Genomic DNA, 26,211 nt, shown 5'->3' on the forward strand with positions numbered 1-26,211 from the left:
GCGCCATCGGCGGGCCGCCTACTGCCCCGACGCCCACCGTCAGGCGGGCGGGACGACCACGCTCCAGCCGATGGCACGGGCCGAGGCGACGCTGCTGGTCGCGGTCACTCCGGGCCACGTTCCAGCGGCCACGCCGCCGCTGTCGCCCGCGACGGTGGACAGCAGCCCGCCGCCGCTGCCGGTGGTCGAGGTGCGCGGGGTGACCGTGCCGGGCACGGTCCACGACCCGGTCGAGCTGAGCTTCTGCACCCAGTAGCTGACCACCGTCGAGCCGCCCGCGGCCACGGCCACCGCCGCGGTCGGGTGCGTGGTCTTGGTGGCCGTGTCCTCCAGCGACCCGGTGACGGTGACCGGACCGGCGCCGGAGTACGCGACCAGCACCAGGCTGGCCTTGGTGAAGGCGTCGAGCGTGGTGCTCACCGCCGACCCGGCCGTCCCGGCGGCCGCGGTGCGGGTGAACACCCAGGACCGCAGGTCGGTGCCGTCGCTGCGGGTGCCGAGCAGGGTCCACCCGGCCGGGGTGGTGGTGGTCGCGGCGCGGTTGCCGGACAGGAACAGCACCAGCGTGTCCCCCGCCTGCACGCTCGCGGGCACGGTCACCGTCGGGGTCATCGTGTTGGCGTCGCTGCCCACCGCCGCCCGGAAGGCCACGTTGCCGGTCGGCGGCGTCGCCGTGACGGTGACCGTGCGGGTCAGGCTGCCGGTGAGCCCGTCGTCGTCGGTCACGGTGAGCGTCACCGGGTAGCTGCCCGCCGCGTCGTAGGTGTGCGAGGTGCTCGCGCTGCTGCCCGTGGCGCCGTCGCCGAACGTCCAGGCGTATCCCGTCACGACACCGTCCGGGTCGGACGAGCCGCTGCCGTTGAACGTGCAGGCCAGCGCGGTGCAGGAGAAGCTGAACGCGGCGGTGGGCTCCTGGTCCGGCGGAGGCGGCCCGTTCGGGACCAGCACCGCCGAGTACGCCTGGCCGCCGCCTCCCGCCACGGTCACCCCGGTCAGGCCGGTCGCGGTGACCGCGCGGGTCCGGCTGGTGGTGGTGCCGTCGCCGAGCTGGCCGCTGGCGTTGTAGCCCCACGTCATGACGGTGCCGTTCGCCATCGCGGCGATGCCGTGGTCACGTCCGGACGCGATGGACACCGCGGAGGTCACCCCGATGACGGAGACCGGCCGGGTGCGGTCGGTGGTGGTGCCGTCGCCCAGCTCGGAGCGGTAGTTGCGGCCCCAGGACAGCACCTGCCCGTCGGCGCGCAGCGCGTAAGAATGGTGCGCGCCGCCGATGACCTCGGTGATCCCCGACGCGATGATCTGGACGGGTGACGTCCGGTCGGTGAGGGTGCCGTCGCCGACCTGGCCGTACTCGTTCCAGCCCCAGGCCCACAGCGAGCCGTCGGACAGTTTCGCCAGGCCGTGGTTGCGGCCGCCCGCGATCGACTCGACGCCGGTCAGCGAACCCACCCGGACCGGAGTGCTGCGGTTGGTCGTGGTGCCGTCGCCGAGCGCGCCGGTGTCGTTGAGGCCCCAGGCCGCCGCCCAGCCGTTGGCGCGGATGGCGTAGCTCATGTCCCGCCCGGCGGCGATGCGCACCGCGTCGGTCAGGCCCGACACCAGCACCGGCGAGCGCCGGTTGGTGGTGGACCCGTCGCCGAGCTGGCCGGTGGTGTTCAGGCCCCACGTGTAGACGGCGCCCGAGGCGGTGCGGGCCAGGGAGTGGTCGTGGCCGGACGCGACCTCGACGATGACGGGCAGGCCCGGCACGATCACGGGCGTGGACCGGTTGGTCAGGTCGCCGAGGCCGAGCTGCCCGAACGCGTTGCCTCCCCAGGTCCACACCCGGCCGGACGCGTCGAGCGCGACGACGTGGTCCCGTCCCCCGGCGAGCTGCACGAGGTCGGTGACGGCGGTGACCGGGCCGGCCGTGAGCCGCGACGTGGTGGTGCCGTTGCCGAGCTGGCCGAGGCTGTTGCCGCCCCAGGTGTACGCGGTGTAGGTGACGTCGGCGGCGTCGGCCGCCGTGGCGGCGGGCAACCCGACCGCGACCAGCACCCCGACCAGCACCGCACCCAGCTGTCTACGCATGCACGACTCCCGCCCCATAGGTCTGCGCGAATGCAATCACGCGCGGGCGGCCGGGCGGCAGCGTCGGTTCAGGTGGTCTTTTCGTCCGTGCATCCGGGACGGTCGCGTCGTCGGGCCGACCCGGAACGAGCGATCCGGTCCACTCCGGATGGACCGGACCGCCCGGCGGCGCTCAGCCGCGCACCAGCTCCCGCACCCGGGGCACGACCTCCTCCGTGAACCGCTGGAGCTGGTCCAGTTCGGACATCGCGGGCCAGAACACGAACGTGTCGAAGCGCAGCTCGCGTGCCCATCCGGCCAGAGTCTGCGCCCAGACCTCGGCCGGGCCGAACAGGCCCTTGCCGCGGTGGCCGCCGCCGATCAGGCCCAGCACGTTGTACAGGCGGCGCACGTCACCGGTCCCCCTGCCCGCGGCGACGGCGGCCCGGTCGATGAGGGCCTGCTTGGCGGGCACCTCCTCCGGCGGCACGTAGATGTTCAGCGGGCAGATCCAGCCGTCGGCCAGCTCGCCGATCAGGCCGAGCATGCGCGGTCCCTGCGCGCCCACCCACACCGGCACGCGGTGCGGCGGGACCGGGCCGGGCTGGTATCCGCCGACGCGGTGGTGCCGCCCGTCCAGCCCGATCGGGCCGTCCGCGTCCAGCGCCGCGCGCAGCAGCGCCAGCGCCTCGGCGGTGAACTCGACGGCCTGCCCGCCGCGTACGGCGTGGCCGCCCATCCCGGCGACCGCGTCCGGGAAGCCGCCGGAGCCGACGCCCAGCTCGACCCGGCCGCTGGTCAGCACGTCCAGCGAGGCGGCGGCCTTGGCCAGCATCGGGGCCGGGCGCAGCGCCAGGTCGGCCACGTCGGTGAGCAGCCCGATCCGCTCGGTGCGGGCGCCCAGGTGGGTGAGCGCGGTCCAGGTGTCCAGGTGCCCCGGCTGGTACGGGTGGTCCTGCACCGCGATCAGGTCCAGCCCGGCCCGGTCGGCGGCCTGGGCCAGCTCGGTCATCGCCGCCGGGTCGTGCGCGCCGGGGGTCACCGCGACACCGAAACGCAGCTGCTCAGCCATGGTGCGGCCACCTCTTCCAGGTCGCCAGCACGGGCGCCAGCGACTCCTCCTCGAACGCCAGGTGCTCCAGCAGGTGATCGGAGAGCGTGCGCAGCGCCGCCACCAGCTTCTCGCGTACCGCCCGGTCGTCGCCGCCCAAGGCGCGGGCCGCGCCCTCGACCTGGTCGAGCAGCCCGGAGACCAGCCGGTGGTCGGCCTCCAGGCGGTCGACGGTCTCCTTCAAATGGGGCGCAGAGCGGCGCACCGCGGGAAACAGCAGCGCGCTCTCCAGGCTGTGGTGGTGGTGCACCACCTGGCAGTAGGACAGGCAGTTGGCCTTGAGCTGGAACAGGGGGCCGCTGGACTGCAGCCGCCGGAGACCCTCCTGCAGCGCGGCGGCGGGCGCCCCGGCGGCGGCCTCGTCGGCCAGCCGGCGCACAGTCGCCAGATCGCGGCGCAGCATGTCGTGGATCCAGCGCAGCTCCGCCAGCAGCGGGCTCTCCGTTGATCGTGTTTGACTCACCGCCCCAGCTTGTCGTCGGCCCCGGCGCTGGGCAAACCGCTGGTTAGCTACTTACTATAGGTTAGTGACCACGGCTCAGCACTCCCCCGGCCTGCACCTCGACCACCCCAGCGACGCCGCCTGCCGCTCGTTCCAGCCCGTGCTGGAGCTGCTCGGACGCCGCTGGGTCGGCATGGTCCTGCTCGCCGGGCAGCGCGGCGCCCGCCGCTTCGGGCAGTACCGCGCCTTCGTGCACGGCATCTCCGACCGGGTCCTCACCCAGCGCCTGCGCGAGCTGGAACAGGTCGGCCTGCTCGAACGCCAGGTGATCCCCAGCACGCCGGTGCAGATCCTCTACGCGCCCACGGCCCGGGGCACCGAGCTGATCGACGCCATGCAGCCGCTGTTCGAGTGGACCGCCCGCAACCCAGGCGCCCTCGACAAGCTGCCGTGACGCCTGTCAGCCGCTGACGCGCCGCCCCGCCGGCGCCCGGGAGTAGGTTGCCGGGGTGACCGGCATCGACAACGGACAGTTCGCCACGCTGCTGCACGCCTACGGCCGGGCGGACGACACCCCGGCGCACCTGGCCGCGCTCGCCGAGCGCGACCCGGCGGGCCGCAGCGCGGCGCTGAACCACCTCTGGTCGGCAGTGCTTCACCAGGGGACGCCGTGGACGGCGACACCACCGGCCGCCGTCGCGATCGCCGGACTGGCCGGCGACCCGCGGCTGGCCGGCACCGAGGATGCCGAACTGCGGGCGGAGCTGATCCGCTTCCTCGCCGCCGTCGCCGAGGCCGGCCTGGTCCGCAAAGACCTCGACGAGCTGGCCCCGCCCGCCGGCTTCGACGTGAACGCCGCGCTGGCGGCGGCCTTCGGCGCCGACGACGAGGAGGCGATCTACGGCGACGAGATCCTCGGCAACGCCGTGTACGGCCGCGCGATCCAGGGCTGCCGCGACGTGGTCCCCACGCTGCTCACCGCGGCCACGACCGCGCTGGCCGACCCCGATCCGGGGGTACGCGCAGCGGCAACCCATGCCGTCGGCGCCTGCGGCAAGGTGCTGGACGCCACGAGGCAGGGTCGGCTGCTGGAGCAGCGCCTCGACACGCTCGCCGCGGCAGCCGGGCCGGACGAGCGCGCCGCGCTGGTGCTGGCCATGGGCGACCTCGCCCTCGAACCACGCGCCTACCTGGACGATCCGCATCCCGGCGTGCGCGCGTGTGCGGCGCTCGCGCCCATGCTCGCCGACGACCCGGCCGCCACCGCCGAGCTGCTCGCCGCGCTGGCCGACCCCGCCGCGACCGACACCTGGTTCGCGCACCGGCCGCCGCAGCTGCGCGGGCGCATCCGGTTCGCCCTCGTGCAGGCCGTGCTCGAACGGGTCCACGACGCGGACCGCCTGCTGCCGGTGGCGCTGGCCATCGCGCCGGTCGCGAGCCCGTACACCGTCCGCGAGGACTGGGGCCCGCTGCTGCGCGCCCTGTTTCCCGCCGGGACCACCGGCGAGCTGTCCCCGGTGCAGCGCCGCTACCTCGGCGCGCTCGTCCAGAACGCGGACCTGTGGGTTCCCGGCGACGGGACCGTCGGCCTGGAGATGCGCGACGCGGGCCTGCCGTACGACCGCGACGCGTGCCGACGCCTGGTTGAGGGCGGGGCACTCGGGTCGCCGCCCGGTTAGGTCGTCAGTCGCCGGTGCCGGAGCCGTCGAAACGTGCCTCGGCGGTCACCCGCGCCGCCGGAAACAGCGACTGCCAGTGCTCCTTGGCGCCCTCGACGGGGCCCGTGGTGGTGAATTCACTGATGCGCCGGCACCGGTAGGATCGCCCGCCGCGCAGTTCGAGGGTGAGGGTCGTCCGGTAGGACCGGAAGGCGATGTCCGGATCGTAGGGTGAGATCCTGGTGAGAAGACGGATGTTCCCGACATCTGCCACGGCGACCTGGTCCACGCGGCCGGTTACCGTACGCAGGCGAAGCTCCGGCGCCGTGCCGCTGACCGACCGGATCTCGATCACCTTCCGGCGGTCCCCTAGCCAGTAACCGAACCCGAGCAGCCCGACGAGCACTGCGCCGCCCGCCACCACCGAGCCGTGGACCGGCCAGCCGGTTACGGCCGCCAGCAGGCCGCCCACGGCGACGAGCGCGGTCACGGTGGCCCGCAGGATCCAGCGTCGCCAGTTCCGGCCCTGGTCTTGGGCCTGCCACAGCACTCCATCGGTCAGCGTCATTCGCCCATGGTCGCGAATGGAGTCAATCCGCCGCCGCCCGTGCATTCGGTGGCGCAGGACACGCGTGATCACCCGGGGCGGTGCCGCCGTCGCTCGGCGGGCATGTGTTCCAGCGCGACGGGCGGCACGAACTCGTCGACGAGGGTGCGGTGCCAGCGGTCGCCGGTGGCCCGCCGCTCGGCCCGGTCGGTGAAGCGGTAGCGGTACAGCAGCGCCCGCACGTAGGTCGGGGGCGCGTCGGGGAACGGGTTGTGGCGCAGCAGGCGCAGCACCGGCCGGTCGTCGGCCAGCAGCCGCCCGAGCAGCGTGAGCAGCCACGGGTGGGCGTGCAGCGGCGACATCGCGGCGAACCACATCAGCCAGTCCAGGCGCAGGTGGTACGGCGCGACCTGGGGTGGCAGCCGGCGGGGGTCGCCGGGTTTGCCCTTGAAGCCGTACTCCTGCCAGACGGTGTCGGGGCCGGGGAGGCGGTCGCGGGTGCCCTCGATGACGATCTCGTGCCGGACCTTGGTCACGCTGCCGAACGCGCCGTAGGTGTTGACCAGGCGCAGCGAGTCGAAGCTGGTGTTCATCAGCTGGTGCCGGGAGAACAGGTTGCGCGCCGGGCGGTAGCTGAGCACCAGCACCAGCACCACGACGGCCGCGACGAGGGCCACGAACCAGACCGGCCCGGGACCGGCGGCCGGGGCCGCACCGAGCAGCGGCGAGTAGTCGATCACCGACGCGGCCAGGATGATCGCCATCCAGTTGAGCCAGGAGAAGTTGCCGGAGGCGACCAGCCACAGCTGGGTGACCAGGATGATCGTGGCGGCCACGCTCGCCACGGGCTGCGGCAGGAACAGCCCGAACGGCACCACCAGCTGCGTGAAATGGTTGGCCAGCACCTCGGCCCGGTGCAGCGGGCGGGGCAGCAGGTGGAACAGGCGGCTCAGCGGGCCGGGCATCGGCTGGGTCTGGTGGTGGTAGTAGAGGCAGGTCAGGTCGCGCCAGCACCGGTCGCCGCGCATCTTGATCAGTCCGGCGCCGAACTCCAGCCGGAACAGCAGCCACCGCAGCAGCCACATCACCGCCACCGGCGCCCCGACCGAGGCGTTGCCCAGGAACACGGCGAGGAATCCGGCCTCGACCAGCAGGCTCTCCCAGCCGAAGGCGTACCAGAGCTGGCCGACGTTGACGATCGACAGGTACAGCGCCCACAGCAGCAGCCAGAGCGCCATCGCGAGCCACAGTGGAACGTGGTCGCCCGCCCCGGCCAGTAGGGCCGCCGACACGGCCACCCCGGTCCACGCCACCACCGCCAGGAAGCGGTCGGAGTAGTGCAGGTAGAAGACGCTCGGCGCCTGCCGCCACGGGATCCGGGCCAGGAAGCGCGGCACCGGGGTGAGCCCGTGGTCGCCCAGCAGCGCCCGGAACTGGTTCACCGCCACCAGGAACGCGACCAGGTAGATCGCGGCGAGGCCGCGCTGGAAGACCATCCGGCCCCACCACTGGTCCTGTGCGGTGAACCAGTCCATGGCTCAGCCGTCCGCCGGGGCCCGGATGCCGAACACGCGCCGCAGCGCCACCCGGGCGGCGTGGTAGCCGCACATGCCGTGCACGCCGGGGCCGGGCGGGGTCGCCGACGAGCACAGGAACACGGCGGGGTGGGCGGTGGCGTACGGCACGGGCGCGAGCGTCGGCCGCAGCAGCAGGTGCAGGCCGTCGCACCGGCCACCGGCGATGTCGCCGCCGAGGTAGTTCGGGTTGCGCCGCTGCACCTCGGCGGGCCCGGCGACCGCGCGGGCGAGCACCAGGTCCCGGAAGCCGGGGGCGAACCGTTCCAGCTGCGCCTCGATCGCGGCGGTGAGGTCGCCGTCCCAGCCGTTCGGCACGTGCGCGTACGCCCAGAACACCTGCTGCCCGGCGGGGGCGCGGCCGGGGTCCCAGCGGCCGGGCTGCGCGGTGATCAGGAAGGGGTGGTCCGCGGTCCTGCCCGCGCGCACGGCGCACAGTGAGGCGTCGATGTCGGCCATGCTCGGCCCGAGGTGCACGGTGCCCGCCTCGCGGCAGGCGGGCGCGGTCCACGGCACCGGGCCGGACAGCGCGTAGTCGATCTTGAATACGGCCGGGCCGGGTTGCAGGGCGCGCAGCCGCCGCCGGTAGCCCTCCGGCAGCATCCCCGCCGCCAGCGCGGCCAGGTGCCGCGGCACCACGTCCAGCAGGTACGCCCGCGCCCGGGGCAGCTCGTCGAGATGGCTCACCGGGCAGCCGGTCACCACCTTCCCGCCGAGTTCACGCAGGTACGCCGCGAGCGCGTCGGACAGCCGCTGCGACCCGCCCCGGACCATCGGCCAGCTCACGGCGTGCGCGGCCAGCGCGAACATCAGCGCGACGCCACCGGTCCCAACCGTGCGCAGCGGCGTGGGCACGTGCGCGGCCAGCCCGGAGACCAGCGCCCGCGCGTGCCGGCCGCGGAACCGGTGCGCCAGCAGCGCCGCCGGCAGCGCCCCGGGCAGCCCGAACCGGGCCAGCAGCAGCGGGTGGCGGGGCGGGACCGCCAGCGGCGGGCGCATCACGTCCACCGACAGCTCGTCCCAGCGGCCCAGGAACGGCCCGACCAGCCGCCGGTACGTGGGCCCGTCCATCCCGAGGGAGGCGGCCGTAGCCGCGACGGAGCGGGCGAGCGTCGCCGCCGTGCCGTCGGGGAACGGGTGCGCCAGCGCCACGTCGGGCTCCACCCAGTGCAGCCCGTGGCGCTCCAGCGGCCAGGCCCGGAACACGGGCGAGCCCGCGCCCAGCGGGTGCACCGCCGAGCAGGGGTCGTGCCAGAAGCCGGGCAGGGTCAGCTCCTCGGTGCGGGCGCCGCCCCCGACGGTGTCACCGGCCTCGTACGCGATCACGCGCAGCCCCGCCCGGGCGAGCGTCACCGCGGCGGCGAGCCCGTTCGGGCCGGTGCCCACCACCACCGCGTCGACGTCGAACCTGCCGGCAGCGCCCACCACGCTCCGCTCCGCTACGAGTGCCCTCGGTCCAGCCCTTTACCCGCGGCGTCCGGCTTTGACACCTGCGTTAGCCCGGCTCCGGCGCGCACACGCGGTTCCGGCCGGCGCGTTTGGCGTCGTAGAGCGCCCCGTCGGCGCGCTCGACCAGCTCCCCGGCGGTCCGCCCGTGCTCGGGATAGGCGACCACCCCGAAACTCGCGGTGACCGCCACCGACCGCTCCTGGTACACGGTGGCCATGCGCGCGATCGCCTGGCGCAGCCGCTCGGCGATGGCCATCGCCGCCTCGTGTCCGGCGCCGGGCAGCAGCACGCCGAACTCCTCTCCGCCGAGCCGGGCGGCCACGTCGTCGGCCCGCAGCTCCCGCTGCAGCACCGCGCCCACGTGGCGCAGCACCGCGTCGCCGCCGAGGTGCCCGTACTCGTCGTTGATCGCCTTGAAGTGGTCGAGATCCATGATCAACAGGGCCAGCGCGTCGCCGCCGCGTTCGGCACGGGCCAGGTCGCGGGCCAGGCTGGTGCGGAACGCGCGCCGGTTGTGCAGGCCGGTGAGCGCGTCGGTGGTGGCCAGGTCGGTGAGGACCGCGCGGCGCTCGGCGATGCGCTCCGCCATCGTGTTGAACGCGGCGGCCAGCTCGCGCACCTCACCTCGGGAGGACACCTCCGCCCGCACGTCGTACTCGCCCTCGGCGTAGCGGTGCGCCACCGCGGTCAGCCGCCGCAGATCGTGCACCAGGCCCCGGGACAGCGCCCAGCCGAGCGCCAGCGCGACGGCCATGCCGCCCAGCGCGGCGATGATCGTGTTCCGCCGGGCGGTCGCGCCCGAGTCGAGCAGGTCATGGGTGAGGTCGGTGTAGTCCAGCAGCACCGCGCCGACGATGCCGGCATCGGTCCGGATCGGCACGACCACCAGGCTGAGCACCTCCTGGCCGGCGTCGTGGCTGATCACGCGGGGCAGGCCGTCGCGGATGGTGGCCGCGATCTGGCCTCCGGCGTCCGCGCCGAGCTGCCGCGACTGCGCCTCGGGCATGGTCGCCGCCAGCACGTTGCGCCGCAGGTCGACGATCTCGATGTCCCCGCCCACGTGGGCCCGCAGCTCTTCCAGGTGCTGCCGCAGCCGGGCCGGGTCCGTCTCCTGCCCGCCTGCCGCGTCCTCGCCGACGTCGTGCGCGATCACCTCGGCCAGTTGCTGCGCCTCGGCCCGCGCCCCGCGGACCCCGGCAGCGCGCTGCTCCCGCTCGGCCAGCAGGCCCAGCAGCGGCAGCAGCGCCGCCAGCACCACGATGAGCAGGGTGAGCCGCGGGCCGACGCGGGCGAACCGGTCGCGCACGGTCGACGGCCGCGATGTGCCCGGAGACCAGGGCAGCCGGGTGAAATAGCGCCTGATGTCCGTTCTCATCGCGGGGTCCCCACCGCCGGGCACCGCGCTGAACAGCGCATACGGCAACAGTAGCGACCCGGCCGGACCCCGGCGCCCGGAGCGCCGGACGGATGACGCGCGCCCCGCCGGTGGTTACCCTTCGTGAGGGTCAAGCCGTTCCCGGTGGGAGGTGACGACCATGGGGGCTGCCGGTGTCAGGCGGGCTCGGGACGCGGCCCGTCCGGCGGCGCCGCCGGTCCTGATCGAACCCGGGCACGTCACGCCGCATCCGCCGGGTTGATCTACCGGTTAGGAGGTCGGAAGTCCCGGTCGCGGCGGGCACTTCGCTCCTGGCGACAGGAGCCGCCGTCGCGTGCACTGGAGCCACAACGTACGGAGGGACCGATGACCACATCGCACGGCGCACCGGGCGCCGCGTACGCGCAGGCCGCGGAGGCGGCCGGGCGCGCACCGTCGATCCACAACACCCAGCCGTGGCACTGGTCGGTCCACCCCGACCGGCTCGAACTGCGCACCGACCCCTCGCGCGCGCTGCCCGGCACCGACCCCGACGGCCGGATGCTGACCGTCAGCTGCGGCGCCGCGCTGCACCACGCGGAGGTCGCGCTGCGCGCCGCCGGGCATGACGTCGACGTGCGAATGCTGCCCGACCCCGCCGATCCCGGCCTGCTGGCCGTGCTGACCTCGGCGGCCGGGGCACCGGTCACGCCCGAGGCGATGCGGCTGATGCAGGCGCTGCGGCTGCGGCACACCGACCGGCGGCCCACCGTCGGCGTCGCGGTCACCGCCGAGCAGGTCGACGAGCTGCGCGAGATCGCCGGGCAGTACGGCGTGCACCTGCACCGGCTCAACCCCGACCAGGTCACCGACCTGGTGGTCGCCGTGTCGCGCGCCGAGGACGCGGCCGCCGCCGAACCCGCCTGGCAGGCCGAGACGGCGCGCTGGACCGGGCCGGACCGTCCCGCGGGGGCGGGGCTTCCGCCCGAGGTCATCCCCGACCGGCGGCCCGAGACCGACGTCGGCGAGCGCGACTTCGGCACCCGCGGCACCCTGGAGGTCGGCGGCGGGCACGACAAGGCCTCCACCTACGTCGTGCTGTTCGGCGACGACGACGACCGGGCCGCGTGGCTGCGCGCCGGGCAGGCCCTGTCGGCGGTATGGCTGCACGCGACCGCGCAGGGGCTCGCCGTGCTGCCGTTCAGCCAGGTCGTCGAGATCGACGGCACCCGGGCCATGATGCGCCGGATCCTGTCCCAGCTCGGGCACGCGTACATCGTGCTGCGGCTGGGGGCGGCCGACCCGGAGCACGGGCTGCCCGGCCGCACCCCGCGGCTGGCGTTCGACGAGACCACCAGCGTGGACGCCGGCGACTGAGCGGACGGGCGCGGTGTCAGCGCAGCGGGCCGTACACCGTGTCCCACGGCGCCGCCAGCAGCTCGCGGGCGGCTCCGTCCACGAGCTGCGGCGCACCGTAGGCGAGCGCCGCCTCGCGCAGCGCACCGAAGGCGGAGTCCCACGGCTCGGCCACCACGTGCTCGCCGTCGCCGTCCACCACCCACGCTCCCGGCCCGCCGCGCAGCCGGGCACTGGCCTGGAGCACCGTGCCCAGCAGCCCGAGCCCGGATCCGACGGGTGAGTGCAGCCCCCACCCGCGTGGCTGTTCCGACCACCGCCGCCACGCGGCCGTGTACGCATGCCCGGCCTCGGGGCTCCGGGCCGCGGCCAGCCGGTGCGCCGTCGGCTCGTCCAGGGCCTGCCCGGCCTCGACGACCCGCGCCACCGCGGCGCCGTGCGCGCCGAACGGCAGCGCCGGGGACACCTCGGCCACCACCTCGACGCAGCTCGCATGGGTGTATCCGGCGCCCGGCACGATCCTCGCCGTGATCTCGGCCAGCGCCGCCACCTCCGGCTCCGGCTCCGGGGGCACGATCTCCACCTGCCACAACCGGCCCGGCCAGCGATTCACCAGCACACGGTCGGGCGCCGTGTACACCACCAGCCACGGCGGCCGGGGCGACGGCATGCGCACCAGCCCACCGGCCGCGGCCGAGCGCGCGTGGTCCGGGGCCGACTCGTCGATCCACAGGTAACCCGACACCATCCGCGCCTCCTCCGTCTCCGCCGACCCTAGGGAGCGGGGGTGATCCGCGCTATCCGTTTGCAGGTCGCGGCAGACGCGGCGTATCTTGGTCGGCGATGTGAGCCACTGACGCCATCCCGCACCCGCGACCGAGGCACCGCCCGGCGGGTGATCGAATCGACCTCGTCGGTGGTGTCCCATGTCTCATGCTCCCCTGCTCGCGCACGACCTCGTCCGTACGCTCGGCACCCGCCGCGTGCTCGACGGCGTCTCCCTCACCGTCGCGCCCGGCCGCCGGATCGGCCTGATCGGCGAGAACGGCGCCGGCAAGTCCACCCTGCTGCGGCTGCTCGCCGGCACGGACGAACCCGACTCCGGCAGCGTCACCCGCCCGGCCGACCTCGGCTTCCTGCACCAGGAGATGCCGTTCGACGCGGCGGCGACGATCGCCGACGTGCTCGCCGACGCGCTGCGCGAGGCCCGGCACGACCTGGCCGAACTCGACCGGCTCACCGGGGAGCTCGCCGACGCCGCACCGGACTCCCCCGGCTACGGCGAGCTGCTGGCCGCATACGGCGAGCGTCTCGACCATGCCCAGGAGCACGACGCCTGGGACGCCGACCGGCGGGCCGGGCTGGTCCTGACCGGACTCGGCCTGGGCGCGATCCCGCACGACCGCACGCTGGGTTCGCTGTCCGGCGGCCAGCGCGGCCGCCTCGCGCTGGCCGCGCTGCTGGTGCGGCGCCCGTCGGCGCTGCTGCTCGACGAGCCCACCAACCACCTCGACGACGCCGCGGCGGCGTTCCTGGAGGAGCAGCTGCGCGGCCTGCCCGGGGTGGTCGTGGTGGCCAGCCACGACCGGGCGTTCCTCGACGCGGTCTGCACCGACCTGGTCGACCTCGACCCGGCCGTCGACGGCCCGCTGCGCTTCGGCGGCAACTACAGCGCCTACCAGGCCGAACGGGTCGCCGAGCGGGAACGCTGGCAGCGCCGGTTCGAGGAGGAGCAGGAGGAGCTGGCCGAGCTGCGCCGCGCCGTGTCGGTGACCGCACACCAGGTCGCGCCCGGCCGTGCGCGCCGCGACAACGAGAAGATGGGCTACGGGCACACCACCGGCCGGGTGCAGAACCAGATCTCCCGCCGGGTCCGCCACGCCGCCCGCCGCCTCGACGAGCTGGAACGTGACCAGGTGCGCAAGCCACCGCAGCCGCTGCGGTTCCAGGCCCCGCTGGCGGCCGTGGCCGCCGACGGCACCCTGCTGTCGCTGCGTGAGGTACGGGTGCCCGGCCGGCTGGCCCTGGACCGGCTCGACGTGTCGGCGGCCGACCGGCTGCTGGTCACCGGCCCGAACGGGGCGGGCAAGTCCACGCTGCTCGCGGTCCTGGCCGGACGGCTGGACGCGGCGGGTGAGGTGCGCCGCCGCCGCGGCCTGACGGTGGGCCTGCTGGCCCAGGACACCGTGTTCGACCGTCCGGACCGGACCGCACAGGACACCTACGAGCAGGTGCTCGGCCCCGTACGGGCGGAGGCGGTGCCGCTGCGGTCACTGGGCCTGCTCGCCCCGCGCGACCTCGGCACCGCAGTCGGGGACCTGTCCGTCGGGCAGCGACGCCGGCTGGCCCTGGCCCTGCTGGTCGCCGACCCGCCCGAGCTGCTGCTGCTCGACGAGCCCACCAACCACCTGTCGCCCCGGCTCGCCGACGAGCTGGAGGAGGCCCTGGGCACCGGCCCCGGCGCGATCGTCGTCGCCAGCCACGACCGCTGGCTCCGCGACCGCTGGCCCGGCCGCGAGCTGAGCCTCGGCACGCCTTGATCGAAGCTCCGCCACGCCGTTTCGGCAGCGTGGCGGGGCTTCGATCCACAAGGCAGGTCAGCCGGCGGCGCGCTGGTAGCGGTCGGCGAGGCGGCGCAGGGCGGCGGACAGCTCGGGCGCGTCGTGCACGGTGAAGTCGGCGTCGAGCAAGCCGATCCACATCGCCATGGTCTCGGCGGTGTCCGCGCCGGTGGTGACCGCGCACGTGTGCTCGTCGATCACCTCGACCGAACCGGCCGTGGCGGGCAGCCGCTGCGCGATGACCTCGGCGGGCGCGTGCACCACGATGCGCGCCCGGTAGTGCCAGGTCGCGGTGGACACACCACGGGAGACGTAGGCGGCGAGGTCCTCGGCGGGCAGCGGGCGCGGTGCGAACCGGGGCCCGCCGGGCGTACGCGGCTCGATCCGGTCCACCCGGAACGTGCGCCAGTCGCCGCGCTGCACGTCGTAGGCGACCAGGTACCACTTACGCCCCCAGTTGACCAGGCGGTAGGGCTCGGCCTCGCGGCGGGTCGCGGTGCCGTCGTGGGCGCGGTAGTCGAACCGGACCCGCTCGTGGTCGCGGCAGGCCGCCGCCAGGGTGGTGAGCACCTGCGGGTCCACCTCCGGCCCGCGCCGCCGGGCCGGCACCGCCACGGTGTACGTCTGCAGCGCGTTCACCCGCCGCCGCAGCCGCACGGGCAGCACCTGCTCCACTTTGGCCAGCGCCCGCAGCGAGGTGTCCTCCACCCCGGCGATGGAACCGGCCGCCGCGGTGCGCAGCCCGACCGCGACCGCCACCGCCTCCTCGTCGTCGAGCAGCAGCGGGGGCAGGTTCGCCCCGGCGCCCAGCCGGTAGCCGCCGACGGCGCCACGGGTGGCGTGTACCGGATAGCCGAGGTTGCGCAGCCGGTCGACGTCGTTGCGCACGGTCCGGGTGCTCACCTCCAGGCGCCCGGCCAGCTCGGTGCCGGACCATTCGCGCGGGGTCTGCAGCAGGGACAGCAGTTTGAGCAGGCGGGCCGAGGTCTCCAACATGTTTTCGATTCTGCCGTACGCATTAGGAACGTACCGTTCCTAATGGCCTGACAGGGTCTACGGCATGGAGAACATCAGCAACGGCCGCCGCTGGCTCGGCCTCATGGCGATCCTCGCCGCGACCCTCATGAACCTGCTCGACTCGACGGTCGTCAACGTCGCCGCCCCCGCCATCCTGGCCGACCTGCACGGCACCTACGTCGATCTGCAGTGGATCGCCGCCGGATACACCCTCGCCCTGGCCGTGGGCCTGCTCACCGGCGGGCGCCTGGGCGACATGTTCGGCCGCCGCCGGGTCCTGCTCGTCGGGGTCGTCGGCTTCGTCGCCGCGTCCGCGCTGTGCGCTGCGGCCTGGTCGCCCGAGTCGCTCATCGCGGCCCGCATCGTGCAGGGCCTGTTCGGCGCCGTGATGATCCCGCAGGGCTTCGGGCTGATCCGGGACCTGTTCGGCCCAGCGGAGGTCGGCAAGGCGTTCGGGGTGTTCGGCCCGGCCATCGGCCTGTCCACCATCCTCGGCCCGGTGGTGTCCGGCCTGCTCGTCGACGCGGACGTGCTCGGCACCGGCTGGCGCATGGTGTTCGCGATCAACCTGCCGCTCGGCGCGTTCGCGCTGATCGCCGGGCTGCGTACGCTCCCCGCCGGGCGCGGCGTGATGCGGCCGCGGCGGCTGGACGCGACCGGGGCGGTGCTCGCCGCGGTGGGCATGTTCCTGCTGGTGTTCCCGCTGATGCAGGGCCGCGAGCTGGGCTGGCCGGCCTGGATCTGGGTCATGCTGGCCGCCTCGGTGGTGGTGCTCGCGCTGTTCACCGCCCACCAGCAGCGCCGTCGCGGCGCGGGCCGTACGCCGCTGGTGGAGCTGAGCGTGTTCGGCAAGCGCTCGTACACCTCGGGTGCGCTGTTCGTCCTGGTCTTCTTCGGTGCCATCGTCGGCTTCTCGCTCGCGGTCGGCCTGTTCCTCCAGCTCGGCCTCGGCCACAGCCCGCTGCGGGCGAGCGTGACCATGTCGGCGTGGGCGATCGGCGCGTTCCTCGGCTCCGGCTTCAGCGCCGGGGCCATGGCGAAGCTCGGCCGGCGCATCCTGCACCTGGGCCTGACCCTGATGACCGTGGGCCTGATCCTGCTCTACGCCGTGTTCACCCAGTACGGCCTGGGCGTCGGCGGCTGGACGCTGGCGCTGCCGCTGCTGGTGTACGGCCTGGGCATGGGAATGATCTTCGTGCCGCTGTTCGACGTGATCATGGGTGAGATCGCCGACCACGAGGTGGGTTCGGCCTCGGGCATCCTGGAGTCGATCCAGCAGCTCGGCGCCTCGCTGGGGGTCGCGGTGCTGGGCACGGTGTTCTTCGCCGCGGCGGGCACGACCGGCCAGGCGGCCGGGTTCCTGCTGGCCTCCGAGCGGGTCACCCTGGTCGCCATCGCGCTGACCGTGGCCGCGTTCGGCCTGGCATTCCTGCTCCCCCGCCACGCCCGCCGACCCGAGCGGCCCGCCGCGGCCGTCGCGGAGGAGCCGGTGGTCGCCGAGCTGCCGGAGCGGGAGCCCGCGCTGGTCTGAGTGCTGCGCTCACCGTGGGGGCGGCCCGATCGGGCCGCCCCCACGTCATTCCACCGGCGTATTCCGTGCGCCTGATCCTCCGCATACGATCTTCGCCGTGCTGACCCTCCCGATGCCGCATGCCCCCGCGCGACCGACGTCCGACCTGCTCGCGTGCTACCCGGACATGGCGCCGCTGAGCCAGGCACTCAAGGCCCGCGACTGGGCCGCGGTGGAGTCGTACTTCGAGCAGCTGCCCGCGGAGCACGACCCGTCGATCTCAGTGGGGCTCGTCGCGGGCACCAAAGGCGTCGAGACGTTCCTGCAGCAGCAGAGCTTCTCGCCGTTGCAGGGCACGCTGCTGGGAGCCCGCCTCGTCCGCCAGGGTTGGCAGGCACGCAGCGCCGCACGGGCCGCGCTGGTCACCCGGGCTGAGTTCGTCGTCTTCCACGAGCACCTGCATCGTGCCGACGCGCTGCTTTCGCAGGTGACCAAGGAGCAGCCGGGCAATGTGGCGGCCTGGACCGAGCGGGTGCGCATATCCCGCGGCCTGGGGCTGGGCATCAAGCAGACCCGGGCCCGGTACGAGTGGGCGGCGCAGGCCCGTCCGCACCCGTACATGGCCCAGACACAGCTGCTGCAGCAGCTGTGTCCCAAGTGGGGCGGGTCTCTCGCCGCGATGCACGCTTTCGCCCGCGAGTGCGCCGAGCAGGCACCCGGCGGCTCGCTCAACGCGGCGATCATCGCGGAGGCGCACTTCGAGCACACCGGCGAGGTACGCAGCAGCCGAGTGCTGCGGGATCAGGAGTACGTCGACCGCGTGCTCTGGGCGATCGCCCGGTCGGCGGGGCACCCCGACTTCCAGCCGGTGCACGGGTGGGTGAGCGCGCTGGGCTACCTCACCGCTGCGGCCTCGCTGGTGGGGCGGCACCGCGAGGCGGCGGAGCTGTTCAGCGCGCTGGGCAACCGGGTGAACCCGCACGCGCTGGACACGTCGACCTTCCGCATGTCCAGCGCCTGGGCCCGGATGCGGGGCCGCCGGCAGGGCGCGCCGCTGGTGGCCGTGTCGCCGCACCGCCCGGCCCCGCCCGTGCCCGCCGAGCAGCCCGTACCCGAGCAGGATCTGCCGGTGGGCCTGGCGCGCCCTGGTCGTGCCGTCGCGATCGAGGTCGCCCTGCTGACAGCATTCCTCATCGGCGGCGGCTGGTATCTGGGCAGCGCTGCGGGCGCGTGGACCCCCGAGGACGGCAAGACCGCGCAGTACGCTCTGGTCGCGCTGATGATCGCGCTGGCGGCGGGCGCGCTGCGCGTCTTCTTCGTCTTCCTGCTGCGCCTGCACCGCGGCCACTGGTGAGCCAGGCGCGGCTCAGACCGGGATGGCCAGCTCCGCAGCCAGGTCGTTGAGGTCGAGGTCGAGGACGCGGGCCAGGTTGGCAACGGTGAAGAAGGCGGGGGTCGCGATGACGCCCTGCTCGATCTTGCGCAGGGTGTCCAGCGAGATGCCCGCCAGCAGCGCCACCTCGGCGGCACTGCGGTCGCCGCGGGCGCGTTGCAGCGTGCGGCCCAGCGCCAGCCCGCGGCGGCGCTCCTCCTCGGTCAGCGGTGTGCGTACCATGGCACCGATTCTAATCATGGTATTAAAATACCACCCATGGTCATCCTGAGAACCGCCGCCGAGATCGCCGCCATGCGCGAGTCCGGCCGCATCGTCGCCCGCACCCTGTCCGCCGTCTCCGCCGCCGCCCGGCCGGGGGTACGCCTCGACGAACTCAACCTGCTGGCCGCCGACCTGATCGCAGCCGAAGGCGCCAAGCCCTCGTTCCTCGGCTACCACCCGCGCTGGGCGCCCATGCCCTACCCCGCCGTGGTGTGCCTGTCGGTGAACGACCACATCGTGCACGGCATCCCCGGCCGCCACGTGCTCGCGGAGGGCGACCTGCTCTCCGTCGACTGCGGCGCCCACCTCGACGGATACCACGCCGACGCGGCGGTCACCGTCGGCGTCGGCGCGATCGACGAGCACGCCCGCGCTCTTAAGGAGACCGCGGAGCGGGCGCTCGCCGCGGGCATCGCCGCGGCCGTGCCGGGCAACCGGATCGGCGACATCTCCCACGCCGTCGAGACCGCCGCCCGCGCCGCCGGTTACGGCCTGCCCGAGGGCATGGGCGGGCACGGCATCGGCACCCGGATGCACGAGGACCCGTCGGTGCCGAACACTGGCCGGCCGGGACGCGGTCTGGTGCTGCGGGAGGGCCTGGTCATCGCGATCGAGCCGATGCTGGTGGAGAGCGGCAGCGACGACTCCGTGACCGCCGCCGACGGCTGGACCATCCGCACGGCCGACGGCAGCCGCGCCGCGCATGCCGAACACACCATCGCGGTGACCACCGACGGTCCGGTCGTGCTCACCACTGCGTGAGCACGGCATACCTCGTTTGGCCGACAAGTTTCCCTGGAGTAGCTTGAGCGGACACGATCACGCTGGACCGGCGTATACGACGGGGTAACCGCACCAGCGGAGTCAGGCTTGGAGGCCGCAACATGACTTCGTACACCGTCACGATCACCCCCGACGACCCGGAGCTCGCCGTCACCACCGTCCGCCTCGACCTGGTGGACGGCGCGGCGACCGTACGCGAGCTGCGCCTGCAGCCCGGCAGCGGGGGCGGCCTGCGCCCGGGCGACCTCCCCGTCCTGGACCTCAACCAGCTGGTGCAGACCGTCATCGCCGCGACCGGCGGCTCGGCGGCGGCGCCCGCACCGGCCCCGGCAGGGCGGACGGCGAAGGCGCAGTCCGCAGCGGCTGAGGCCACGCAGACGGGCACCGCGCAGGCACCCGCGAGCGCGGCTCCGGCCAAGGCCACGACGACCGGCCGGGCCCCGGCGAAGGCAGCCAAGGCGGCCCGTTCCGAGGCCGCCCCCGCCAAGGCAGGCCGGGCTCCGGCCAGGCGGGCCCCGGCGGCCGGGGCGGCGGCCGAGGGGCGGGCGAAGGCCGACGCCGCGATGGCCGCCGTCACCAAGGCGAGCGCCGCGAAGGCGTCGGCGCGCCGCACCGCCCGGACGGCGGACAGCCCGGCGAAGGCCACCACTGCCAAGGCCGCTCCGGCGAAGGCCACGGCCCGCAGTGCGGCACCGGCGAAGGCCACCCGCAAGGCGGTCGCGCCCGAGGCGTCCGGCAACGGCGCGGGCACCGGCGCGGGCAGCCGGACCTACCGGCGGCTGCCGGACGACTTCGCCGAGGTGCTGCGCCAGGCCGGCAGCAGCGCCAGCGTCATCGCCGACCACTACGGCGTGCCGCGGCACACCGCGTACGGCTGGATCCGCACCGCGGGCCGCAAGACCACCGCTGCCTGACGCAACCGAATTGACGCCCGGCGGGTCGGGAAGTCGTCTCCCGGACACTTCCCGCACCCGCCGCCGGCACCGAATGGTAATAGTGCACACAACCGCCGTGGCCTCGTTCACAGCGCGCCGGCATCCGCACTGTCCAGGGACGACGCTGTAATACATCCGTCATCGAAGAACGATCGGCGGAGCTGCGGATATTCAAGAGACTTCACGGCCGCGCACCTTCCAGAATTCCTTTCACGCGCCACCGTGGCGCTCCCGAAAGGGCATACCGCGAAGGAATGGAAGTGCGGAACACCACCAGGCGGCTCGCGATCACGGCGACCACCGTCGTCGCATCGCTCGCCCTCACCCTGACCCCGGCCGCGGCCGGCGGCCCACAGGCCGATTCCGTCCAGGGCAGCCAGCTCGCCGCCACCGCGACCGAACTGATCACCAACCTCGACGCGATCGGCTGGCCGGCCGAGCGCGCCTACAACTACTACGGCACGCCGAGCCGCGTCACGCTCGGCACCCCGAACCAGCCGACCACGTACCTCAACGTGAGCCAGTGCGCCACGTTCGTGCGGCGGCTCATGTCGCACCGGTTCGCCTGGGCGACCAGCTCGTGGTTCACCGCCGAGTTCGGCGACAGCTTCCCCGACAGCGCGGAGTTCCACGACGCGTTCGCCGCCGATCTCGACCGGACCGACGACATCCCCGACATCCGGGGCTTCGAGCTGCACGTCTTCCCGTACTTCAACCTGGAGGCCGGGGACATCATGGCGATCCGGTACGACGACGGCTCGTCCGGCGGCAGCGGCCACATGGCGATCATCGGCACCGGCAGCCACCTCGTCGACGACACGCACCCGAGCTACCGCGAGTGGGCGATCCGGGTCATGGACAGCACGTCGTCGCCGCACGGCGTGCCTGCCGCGGGCCACGACTTCCCGGACACCCGCTTCTACCTCGACCCGCAGACCGGCCGCTGGACCGAGGCCGACGGCGCCGGGGCGGGCTGGATGTTCATCCGCACCGCCCGCGCCGACGGCGCGATCATCTCGCACAGCTGGAGCGCGGACGACGACACCTGGCACACCGTGGCCGACCGCCCGATCAACTTCGGCCGGATCGACCTGTACGCCTGACACACACAAGCGCCCGCCATGCCGTTGCAGCGGCGTGGCGGGCGCTCGCGCACGGTCACCCCTTGGCGCGTGGCGGCCTGCCCACCGGCATGATGGTGGCCAGCATCGTCGCGACGTGGCGCTCCTTGCCGTCCTTGACCGCGTACACATCGGAGCTGGCGATCACCAGCCGCGACGACGCCCGGATCACCCGGCCGCGCCCGACCAGCCTGTCCCCGATCGCGGGGGCGAGCAGGTGCAGCTTGTACTCCGCGGTCACCACGTCGCCGACGACCGAGGCCGCGGCCCAGGCGCACGCGTTGTCGGCCACGCACCCGACCACCGCGCCGTGCGCGAAGCCGTGGTGCTGGGTCAGCTCGGGGCGGATCGGCAGCTGCAGCTCGGCGATCCCCTTGCCGCACTCCAGGATCTCCGCGCCGAGCAGCGCGTTGAACGGCGAGGCCTTGATGACCTCGCGCATGATCTCCAAGGTGGCGACAGGGCGGTCGTCGATCGGTTCCATCGGTCCTCCGGGCAGGTCGAGGGGCGGGTTTGCAGGGTCAGGCCGGGGCGGGCGCGCGCGGCGCCCACAGGTCGAAGTCGGCGTCGAGGTAGCGGCGCCGGGCCGCGGCCCGCATGATCTTGCCGCTGCTGGTCTTCTGCAGCTGGACGGGCTTGGTCAGCACGATGTCGCCCAGCGCCACGTCGTGCTCGCGGGTCACCGCGGCACGGATCGACGAGACGACATCCATCCGGTCAGCTTCCCACAGCTGCTCGCGCCGGACCTCTTGAACCACGACCAGCCGCTCCCCGTCCGGCCCGGGGACCGAGAACGCCGCACAGCCGCCCTCCTGCAGCGCCTCGTGCGCGGCCTGGACGGTGAATTCGATGTCCTGCGGGTAGAGGTTGCGACCCCGAATGATGATCATGTCCTTGAGCCGGCCCACCACGTACAGCTCGCCTTCGAGCAGGAAACCCAGGTCTCCGGTACGCAGATACGCGTCCTCGTCACCCGCGAGCCGGCCGTGGAACGTCGCCGCCGTGGCCGCCTCGTTGCGCCAGTACCCCTGGGTGACGTTGCCGCCGCTGACCCAGATCTCGCCGATGTCGCCGTCGCCGCACGGCCGCCCGGTCTCCGGGTCGACGATGCGCACCCGCTGCCCCGGCGCGACGGTGCCCGACCCGACGAGCGTCTGGCCGCGACCGGGCTCGGCGGGCTCGTAGCGGCGGGCGGCGAGGGCGTCCACGTCGGCCTCGCACGTCCGCGCACCGCGTCCCGGACCCGCACCGGCGACCATCAGCGTGGCCTCGGCGAGCCCGTAGCAGGGGAAGTGCGCCTGCGCGCGGAAACCGACCGGCGCGAACGTCTCGGTGAACCGCCGCAGGGTGTCGTGCCGCACCGGCTCCGCGCCGTTGAACGCGATCCGCCAGCCGCTCAGGTCCACGTCCGGCAGGCCCTGCTTCTGGGCGCGGGCGACGCACGCGTCGTAGGCGAAGTTCGGGCCGCCGCTGGTGTGCGCGCGGTATCGGGAGACGGCCGTCAGCCAGCGCAGCGGCCACCGGATGAACACCAGCGGCGACATCAGCACGCTGGTCGAGCCGACGTAGAGCGGGTTGAGCACGTTCCCGATCAGGCCCTGGTCGTGGTAGAGCGGCGCCCAGCCGACGACGGTGGAGTCCGCGTCGTGGCCGAAGGCGCGCGTCATGTGCTCCTGGTTGGCGATCAGGTTGCCGTGGCTCACCATCACGCCCTTGGGCGCGGCCGTCGAACCGGACGTGTACTGCAGGAACGCGATGTCCCCGGCGTCGCACGCGATCGGCTCGAAGCCGCCGCCCGGGGCCGGGTCCAGCCGGTCCACCTCCAGCCAGGCCGCCGACGCGGCCAGCTCCGGCAGGTTGCGGCGGGCCGATTCGGCCAGGGTGCTGTCGGTGAGCACCACGGCGGGCGCGCAGTCGGCGATGACGCTGAGCGTGGCGTCCTGGATGCGGTGCTTGCGCGGCCGGTTGACCGGCACGGCGATCACCCTGGCCAGCAGGCAGCCGAAGTATCCGACGACGAAGTCCAGCCCCGGCGGGAACAGCAGCAGCGCCCGGTCGCCCGGCGCGCACAGCCCGGTCAGCCGCTCGGCCACCGCCAGCGCCCGCCGGTGCAGCTCGGCGTAGGTGAGCGCGGCCGCCTCGGTCTCGTCCTCGCCGAGGAAGACGTACGCCCGGCGGTCCGGCGTCCGCGCCGCGCGGGCGGCCAGGATCTCAGGAAACAACGGTGGCACGCGCACGGATCCCTTCGGCGATCGTCGCCGCGATCGCGACCCGGTGCTGCTGGTGGAAGAAGTGGTCGCCGGAGAACGTGTGGACCCGGAACGGGCCGTCGGTGTGCTCACCCCAGGCGTGCACCTCGTCGGCGTCGACCACGGGGTCCTCGGTGCCGACGAACGCGTCGACCGGGCAGCCGAGCCGGGGCTGCGGCCCGAACACGTACTCCTCGGTCAGCTCCAGGTCCGCTTTGATCAGCGGGACGGCGTACCGCAGGAAGGATCTGCTGCCCCCGCCGCTGAGGGTGCCGCCGGAGGTCTCCAGCGCGGCGGCGAACTCGTCGTCGGGCAGGCGGTGGATCTGCGGGCGGCGGGCGGGCAGCTGCGGCGCGCGGCGTCCGGACAGGAACAGGTGCACCGGCGGGGTGCCCGCCGCGGTCAGGTGCCGGGCCAGCTCGAACGCGATGATCGCGCCCATGCTGTGCCCGTAGAGGGCCAGCGGCCGGTCGAGTTCCGCGCGCAGCTGTGCGGCCAGCCCGGCCACCGCCGCCTCGACGGTACGCAGCGCGGGCAGCGCGGCCAGGTCCTCCCGGCCCGGCAGCTGTGCCCGCACCGGCAGCACCGACGGCGGGAACAACCCCAGCCAGCGGCTGAACGACCCGGCGCCGCCACCCGCGTGGGGCAGGCACAGCAGCGCGACGGGCGCATCGGACGGCTCGTAACGCAGCCAGCCCTTCATCGGCCGCCCCGCACGGTGACGGGCAGCGCCTTCAGGCCGCGGATGATGAAGCTCTGGTCCTGCCAGTCGAGGTCGCCGGAGGCGAGTTCGAGGTGCTCCGGACGCCGGTAGAGGGTCTCGAACACGACGGCGGCCTGCGCCTCGGCCAGCAGGCCGCCCAGGCAGCCATGCATGCCGTGGCCGAAGGCCAGGTGCCGCCGGGCGTCGCGGGTGATGTCGAACTCGTCGGGCCGGGCGAACACCTCCGGGTCGCGGTTGGCCGCGCCCAGGCACACCAGCACCTGGTCACCCGGTGCGATGCGCTGGCCGCCGAGTTCGACCTCGCGGGTGGCCAGGCGCTTGGTCTGCTGCAGCGGGCAGTCGTAGCGCAGCGCCTCGTCGACCATGCGCGGCACCAGCTCCGGCTCGCGGCGCAGCAGCTCATCCTGGTCCGGGTGCTGCAGCAGGGCCAGCAGCGCGTTGCCGATCAGCGACTTGGTGGTCTCGTTGCCCGCGACGAAGCACATGACGCAGACGAACACCAGCTCCTCGTCGGTGAGCCGGTCACCGCCCGCGGTGGTCGTGGCGAGCAGCCGGCTGATCAGGTCGTCGCCGGGCTCGGCGCGGCGGGCGGCGACCACCTCGTCCAGGGCCTTGGCGAAGGTGGCGACGACCTCGCGGACGTGCGCGAAGTCCTCGCTCTTCATCAGGCCTGGTTCGAGCAGGAAGCGCACGTCGTGGGTCCACTGCCCGACCTGGGCGCGCAGGCCGTCCGGCAGTCCCATCCAGTCGCACATGACGTCGACGGGCAGCCGGGCGGCGACGTCGGCGACGAAGTCCCCGCCGCCGTTTCGCCATACCCCGTCGATCAGCTCCGCCGCGCGGGCGGCGATGCGCGGGCGCAGCTGCGCCACGGCGGGGGCGGTGAAGACCCGGTTGACGATGCCGCGCAGCCGGGCGTGCTCCGGGTTGTCGGTGAAGACCAGCGACTTCTCGCCCAGCCGTTCGAGCTGGCCGACGTCGTCGTAGCCGAAGCGGGCGGCGTGCTGGCGGACCAGGCTCGGGATGAGCCCGGCGCCGAAGGTGCGGTCGTGCAGCACCTCGCGCACCTCGGCGTGCCGGGTCAGCACCCACATACCCATCGTCCGATGCACCGGTTTCGTTTCGCGCAGCTGCCGGTACGCCGGATACGGGTCGCGCCGGAACTCGGCGCTGAACGGGTTGAACCGGGCCTGGGCCGCCTGCACGCTCATCGTGGCGTCACTCCTCGCGCGTCGAACAGCCTGCCGCTGTACGGCCGGAACACCAGGCGCAGCAGGCACAGCTTGCCCATCCGGAAGCCGAGCGCGGACAGCTTGAGATAGCGCGTGTACCGGGCGACCGTCTCCGGCCCGGCCACCTCGACGGCCAGCTCGCGGTTGGCGCGCAGCCGCCGCCCCCACTCCTCCAGCGTGCGCGCGTAGTCCAGCCGCCCGTTGCTCACCGACTCGATCTCGAACACGCCCTCGGCGGCCTGCGCGATCTCGGCGAACGTGGGCAGGTCGGCGTTGGGGAAGATCTCCTGCTGGATGAAGCTGCTCGCATCCGAGGGCGACATGTTGGCGTACGCGATGGTCTGCAGCGACAGGGCGCCGTCGTCGTGCAGCCAGCCGCGGCAGCGCTCGAAGAACTCGCGGTAGATCCGCGCCTTCTCGGCAGGGGACTCGTCTGGCCGGGCGAAGTGCTCGAACGCGCCGATCGAGATGATGCCGTCGTACTTCTCGGCCGGCTGGTGGTGCATCCAGTTCTCGATGCGGACCTCGACGCCGGGCAGGCCCTGCGCCCGCACGTACGCCGCCTGCTCCTCGCTGAGGGTCAGCCCGACCGAGCGAGCGACGCCGTGCGTGGCGGCCAGCCGGTCCAGGATCGCGCCCCAGCCGCAGCCGATGTCGAGCACGTTGCGGGCCCGGGGCGCGCGCACCGCGTCGAGGTGGTGGCGCAGCTTGCGTTCCTGCGCCCGCTCCAGCGTGTCGTCCGGGCCGTCCCACAGCGCGCAGGAGTAGCTCAGCGAGTCGTCCAGCCAGAGCCGGTAGAAGTCGTTGCCGACGTCGTAGTGGTGCCGGATCGCGGCCGCCGCCTCGTCGGCGCGCTGCGCCTGGGTCTGCACCGCCACG

24 protein-coding genes are annotated in these 26,211 nt (G+C 73.9%); 9 read left to right on the top strand and 15 right to left on the bottom strand.

All coding sequences use genetic code 11. The features are described 5' to 3' along the window. Window positions 1-39: 39 nt before the first annotated feature. The 3 genes from Cba03nite_RS27680 to Cba03nite_RS27690 all read right to left on the bottom strand — a co-directional run bounded on the left by Cba03nite_RS27680 (window position 40) and on the right by Cba03nite_RS27690 (window position 3,626). On the bottom strand, window positions 40-2,073 hold the full coding sequence (locus Cba03nite_RS27680; protein WP_203752168.1) for an RCC1 domain-containing protein: 2,034 nt from the start codon (window positions 2,071-2,073) through the stop codon (window positions 40-42). A gap of 172 nt (window positions 2,074-2,245) precedes the next feature. Next, window positions 2,246-3,124: an LLM class flavin-dependent oxidoreductase gene (locus Cba03nite_RS27685; RefSeq protein WP_203752171.1), complete on the bottom strand. Its 879-nt coding sequence runs from the start codon at window positions 3,122-3,124 to the stop codon at window positions 2,246-2,248. Beyond that, complete coding sequence (locus Cba03nite_RS27690; RefSeq protein WP_203752173.1) at window positions 3,117-3,626, bottom strand: hemerythrin domain-containing protein; 510 nt, start codon at window positions 3,624-3,626, stop codon at window positions 3,117-3,119. Before Cba03nite_RS27690 ends, Cba03nite_RS27685 begins: the two co-directional genes overlap by 8 nt. A 64-nt stretch (window positions 3,627-3,690) precedes the next feature. On the opposite strand from Cba03nite_RS27690, the gene Cba03nite_RS27695 reads away from it, so the two are divergent. Further along, on the top strand, window positions 3,691-4,059 hold the full coding sequence (locus tag Cba03nite_RS27695) for a winged helix-turn-helix transcriptional regulator (protein ID WP_203752176.1): 369 nt from the start codon (window positions 3,691-3,693) through the stop codon (window positions 4,057-4,059). 55 nt (window positions 4,060-4,114) lie between these two features. Continuing rightward, window positions 4,115-5,284 (top strand): hypothetical protein, encoded by a 1,170-nt coding sequence (locus Cba03nite_RS27700; RefSeq protein ID WP_203752179.1) that lies wholly within the window; start codon window positions 4,115-4,117, stop codon window positions 5,282-5,284. A 4-nt stretch (window positions 5,285-5,288) separates the two neighbouring features. On the opposite strand, the gene Cba03nite_RS27705 is transcribed toward Cba03nite_RS27700, so the two are convergent. From Cba03nite_RS27705 to Cba03nite_RS27720, 4 genes are all read right to left on the bottom strand, one after another. Beyond that, window positions 5,289-5,831 (bottom strand): hypothetical protein, encoded by a 543-nt coding sequence (locus tag Cba03nite_RS27705; RefSeq protein WP_203752182.1) that lies wholly within the window; start codon window positions 5,829-5,831, stop codon window positions 5,289-5,291. A 68-nt stretch (window positions 5,832-5,899) separates the two neighbouring features. After that, window positions 5,900-7,345, bottom strand: coding sequence for a lipase maturation factor family protein (locus tag Cba03nite_RS27710; RefSeq protein WP_203752185.1), 1,446 nt, complete (start codon window positions 7,343-7,345; stop codon window positions 5,900-5,902). A 3-nt stretch (window positions 7,346-7,348) separates the two neighbouring features. Then, the gene (locus Cba03nite_RS27715; RefSeq protein WP_203752188.1) at window positions 7,349-8,812 is read right to left on the bottom strand and encodes a phytoene desaturase family protein; all 1,464 of its coding nucleotides are present in this window, start codon (window positions 8,810-8,812) and stop codon (window positions 7,349-7,351) included. 67 nt (window positions 8,813-8,879) lie between these two features. Further along, window positions 8,880-10,208: a GGDEF domain-containing protein gene (locus Cba03nite_RS27720; RefSeq protein ID WP_203752191.1), complete on the bottom strand. Its 1,329-nt coding sequence runs from the start codon at window positions 10,206-10,208 to the stop codon at window positions 8,880-8,882. A 366-nt stretch (window positions 10,209-10,574) separates the two neighbouring features. On the opposite strand from Cba03nite_RS27720, the gene Cba03nite_RS27725 reads away from it, so the two are divergent. Beyond that, window positions 10,575-11,564 (top strand): Acg family FMN-binding oxidoreductase, encoded by a 990-nt coding sequence (locus tag Cba03nite_RS27725; protein WP_203752193.1) that lies wholly within the window; start codon window positions 10,575-10,577, stop codon window positions 11,562-11,564. A gap of 16 nt (window positions 11,565-11,580) precedes the next feature. Here Cba03nite_RS27725 and Cba03nite_RS27730 read toward each other — a convergent pair whose 3' ends face one another. Then, entirely contained in the window at window positions 11,581-12,291 is a 711-nt protein-coding gene (locus Cba03nite_RS27730) for a hypothetical protein (RefSeq protein WP_203752195.1), read from the bottom strand. Window positions 12,292-12,469: 178 nt separating this feature from the next. Between Cba03nite_RS27730 and Cba03nite_RS27735 the strand changes: the two genes are divergently transcribed. Then, the gene (locus tag Cba03nite_RS27735) at window positions 12,470-14,083 is read left to right on the top strand and encodes an ABC-F family ATP-binding cassette domain-containing protein (RefSeq protein WP_203752197.1); all 1,614 of its coding nucleotides are present in this window, start codon (window positions 12,470-12,472) and stop codon (window positions 14,081-14,083) included. A 57-nt stretch (window positions 14,084-14,140) separates the two neighbouring features. On the opposite strand, the gene Cba03nite_RS27740 is transcribed toward Cba03nite_RS27735, so the two are convergent. Continuing rightward, window positions 14,141-15,100 (bottom strand): helix-turn-helix transcriptional regulator, encoded by a 960-nt coding sequence (locus Cba03nite_RS27740; RefSeq protein WP_203752199.1) that lies wholly within the window; start codon window positions 15,098-15,100, stop codon window positions 14,141-14,143. Window positions 15,101-15,164: 64 nt separating this feature from the next. Between Cba03nite_RS27740 and Cba03nite_RS27745 the strand changes: the two genes are divergently transcribed. Together Cba03nite_RS27745 and Cba03nite_RS27750 are read left to right on the top strand one after the other, a co-directional pair. After that, complete coding sequence (locus Cba03nite_RS27745) at window positions 15,165-16,652, top strand: MFS transporter (protein ID WP_203752201.1); 1,488 nt, start codon at window positions 15,165-15,167, stop codon at window positions 16,650-16,652. Window positions 16,653-16,749: 97 nt separating this feature from the next. Further along, window positions 16,750-17,985, top strand: coding sequence for a hypothetical protein (locus Cba03nite_RS27750; RefSeq protein ID WP_203752203.1), 1,236 nt, complete (start codon window positions 16,750-16,752; stop codon window positions 17,983-17,985). A gap of 12 nt (window positions 17,986-17,997) precedes the next feature. Here Cba03nite_RS27750 and Cba03nite_RS27755 read toward each other — a convergent pair whose 3' ends face one another. Then, window positions 17,998-18,246, bottom strand: coding sequence for a helix-turn-helix domain-containing protein (locus Cba03nite_RS27755; protein WP_203752206.1), 249 nt, complete (start codon window positions 18,244-18,246; stop codon window positions 17,998-18,000). A gap of 36 nt (window positions 18,247-18,282) precedes the next feature. Here Cba03nite_RS27755 and map point away from each other — a divergent pair, with 36 nt between their 5' ends. From map to Cba03nite_RS27770, 3 genes are all read left to right on the top strand, one after another. Further along, complete coding sequence (gene map / locus Cba03nite_RS27760) at window positions 18,283-19,050, top strand: type I methionyl aminopeptidase (protein ID WP_203752208.1); 768 nt, start codon at window positions 18,283-18,285, stop codon at window positions 19,048-19,050. A gap of 122 nt (window positions 19,051-19,172) precedes the next feature. Continuing rightward, a complete protein-coding gene (locus tag Cba03nite_RS27765; protein ID WP_203752210.1) occupies window positions 19,173-19,985 on the top strand; it encodes a hypothetical protein in 813 nt (270 codons plus the stop codon). A 281-nt stretch (window positions 19,986-20,266) separates the two neighbouring features. Next, window positions 20,267-21,109, top strand: a complete 843-nt coding sequence (locus Cba03nite_RS27770) for a hypothetical protein (protein ID WP_203752211.1) — start codon at window positions 20,267-20,269, stop codon at window positions 21,107-21,109. 55 nt (window positions 21,110-21,164) lie between these two features. On the opposite strand, the gene Cba03nite_RS27775 is transcribed toward Cba03nite_RS27770, so the two are convergent. Genes Cba03nite_RS27775 through Cba03nite_RS27795 form a run of 5 tightly spaced genes read right to left on the bottom strand, consistent with a single transcriptional unit; the run spans window position 21,165 to window position 26,210 of the window. Further along, on the bottom strand, window positions 21,165-21,611 hold the full coding sequence (locus Cba03nite_RS27775) for a PaaI family thioesterase (protein ID WP_203752213.1): 447 nt from the start codon (window positions 21,609-21,611) through the stop codon (window positions 21,165-21,167). 37 nt (window positions 21,612-21,648) lie between these two features. Continuing rightward, the gene (locus Cba03nite_RS27780) at window positions 21,649-23,358 is read right to left on the bottom strand and encodes a fatty acyl-AMP ligase (RefSeq protein WP_203752215.1); all 1,710 of its coding nucleotides are present in this window, start codon (window positions 23,356-23,358) and stop codon (window positions 21,649-21,651) included. Beyond that, on the bottom strand, window positions 23,339-24,079 hold the full coding sequence (locus tag Cba03nite_RS27785) for a thioesterase II family protein (protein ID WP_203752217.1): 741 nt from the start codon (window positions 24,077-24,079) through the stop codon (window positions 23,339-23,341). The genes Cba03nite_RS27780 and Cba03nite_RS27785 overlap by 20 nt, the downstream gene beginning before the upstream one ends. Beyond that, window positions 24,076-25,311: a cytochrome P450 gene (locus Cba03nite_RS27790; RefSeq protein ID WP_203752220.1), complete on the bottom strand. Its 1,236-nt coding sequence runs from the start codon at window positions 25,309-25,311 to the stop codon at window positions 24,076-24,078. The genes Cba03nite_RS27785 and Cba03nite_RS27790 overlap by 4 nt, the downstream gene beginning before the upstream one ends. Beyond that, complete coding sequence (locus Cba03nite_RS27795) at window positions 25,308-26,210, bottom strand: SAM-dependent methyltransferase (protein WP_203752223.1); 903 nt, start codon at window positions 26,208-26,210, stop codon at window positions 25,308-25,310. Before Cba03nite_RS27795 ends, Cba03nite_RS27790 begins: the two co-directional genes overlap by 4 nt. Between the last annotated feature and the right edge of the window lies 1 nt (window position 26,211).

The organism is Catellatospora bangladeshensis, from assembly GCF_016862575.1.
Lineage (GTDB): Bacteria > Actinomycetota > Actinomycetes > Mycobacteriales > Micromonosporaceae > Catellatospora > Catellatospora bangladeshensis.

Coding starts and splice junctions, on each gene's coding strand:
- Cba03nite_RS27680 (WP_203752168.1), bottom strand. CDS start 2,073: ATGCGTAGACAGCTGGGTGCGGTGCTGGTCGGGGTGCTGGTCGCGGTC.
- Cba03nite_RS27720 (WP_203752191.1), bottom strand. CDS start 10,208: ATGAGAACGGACATCAGGCGCTATTTCACCCGGCTGCCCTGGTCTCCG.
- Cba03nite_RS27705 (WP_203752182.1), bottom strand. CDS start 5,831: ATGACGCTGACCGATGGAGTGCTGTGGCAGGCCCAAGACCAGGGCCGG.
- Cba03nite_RS27765 (WP_203752210.1), top strand. CDS start 19,173: ATGACTTCGTACACCGTCACGATCACCCCCGACGACCCGGAGCTCGCC.
- Cba03nite_RS27730 (WP_203752195.1), bottom strand. CDS start 12,291: ATGGTGTCGGGTTACCTGTGGATCGACGAGTCGGCCCCGGACCACGCG.
- Cba03nite_RS27755 (WP_203752206.1), bottom strand. CDS start 18,246: ATGGTACGCACACCGCTGACCGAGGAGGAGCGCCGCCGCGGGCTGGCG.
- Cba03nite_RS27790 (WP_203752220.1), bottom strand. CDS start 25,311: ATGAGCGTGCAGGCGGCCCAGGCCCGGTTCAACCCGTTCAGCGCCGAG.
- Cba03nite_RS27685 (WP_203752171.1), bottom strand. CDS start 3,124: ATGGCTGAGCAGCTGCGTTTCGGTGTCGCGGTGACCCCCGGCGCGCAC.
- Cba03nite_RS27740 (WP_203752199.1), bottom strand. CDS start 15,100: ATGTTGGAGACCTCGGCCCGCCTGCTCAAACTGCTGTCCCTGCTGCAG.
- Cba03nite_RS27745 (WP_203752201.1), top strand. CDS start 15,165: ATGGAGAACATCAGCAACGGCCGCCGCTGGCTCGGCCTCATGGCGATC.
- Cba03nite_RS27710 (WP_203752185.1), bottom strand. CDS start 7,345: ATGGACTGGTTCACCGCACAGGACCAGTGGTGGGGCCGGATGGTCTTC.
- map (WP_203752208.1), top strand. CDS start 18,283: ATGGTCATCCTGAGAACCGCCGCCGAGATCGCCGCCATGCGCGAGTCC.
- Cba03nite_RS27785 (WP_203752217.1), bottom strand. CDS start 24,079: ATGAAGGGCTGGCTGCGTTACGAGCCGTCCGATGCGCCCGTCGCGCTG.
- Cba03nite_RS27775 (WP_203752213.1), bottom strand. CDS start 21,611: ATGGAACCGATCGACGACCGCCCTGTCGCCACCTTGGAGATCATGCGC.
- Cba03nite_RS27735 (WP_203752197.1), top strand. CDS start 12,470: ATGTCTCATGCTCCCCTGCTCGCGCACGACCTCGTCCGTACGCTCGGC.
- Cba03nite_RS27725 (WP_203752193.1), top strand. CDS start 10,575: ATGACCACATCGCACGGCGCACCGGGCGCCGCGTACGCGCAGGCCGCG.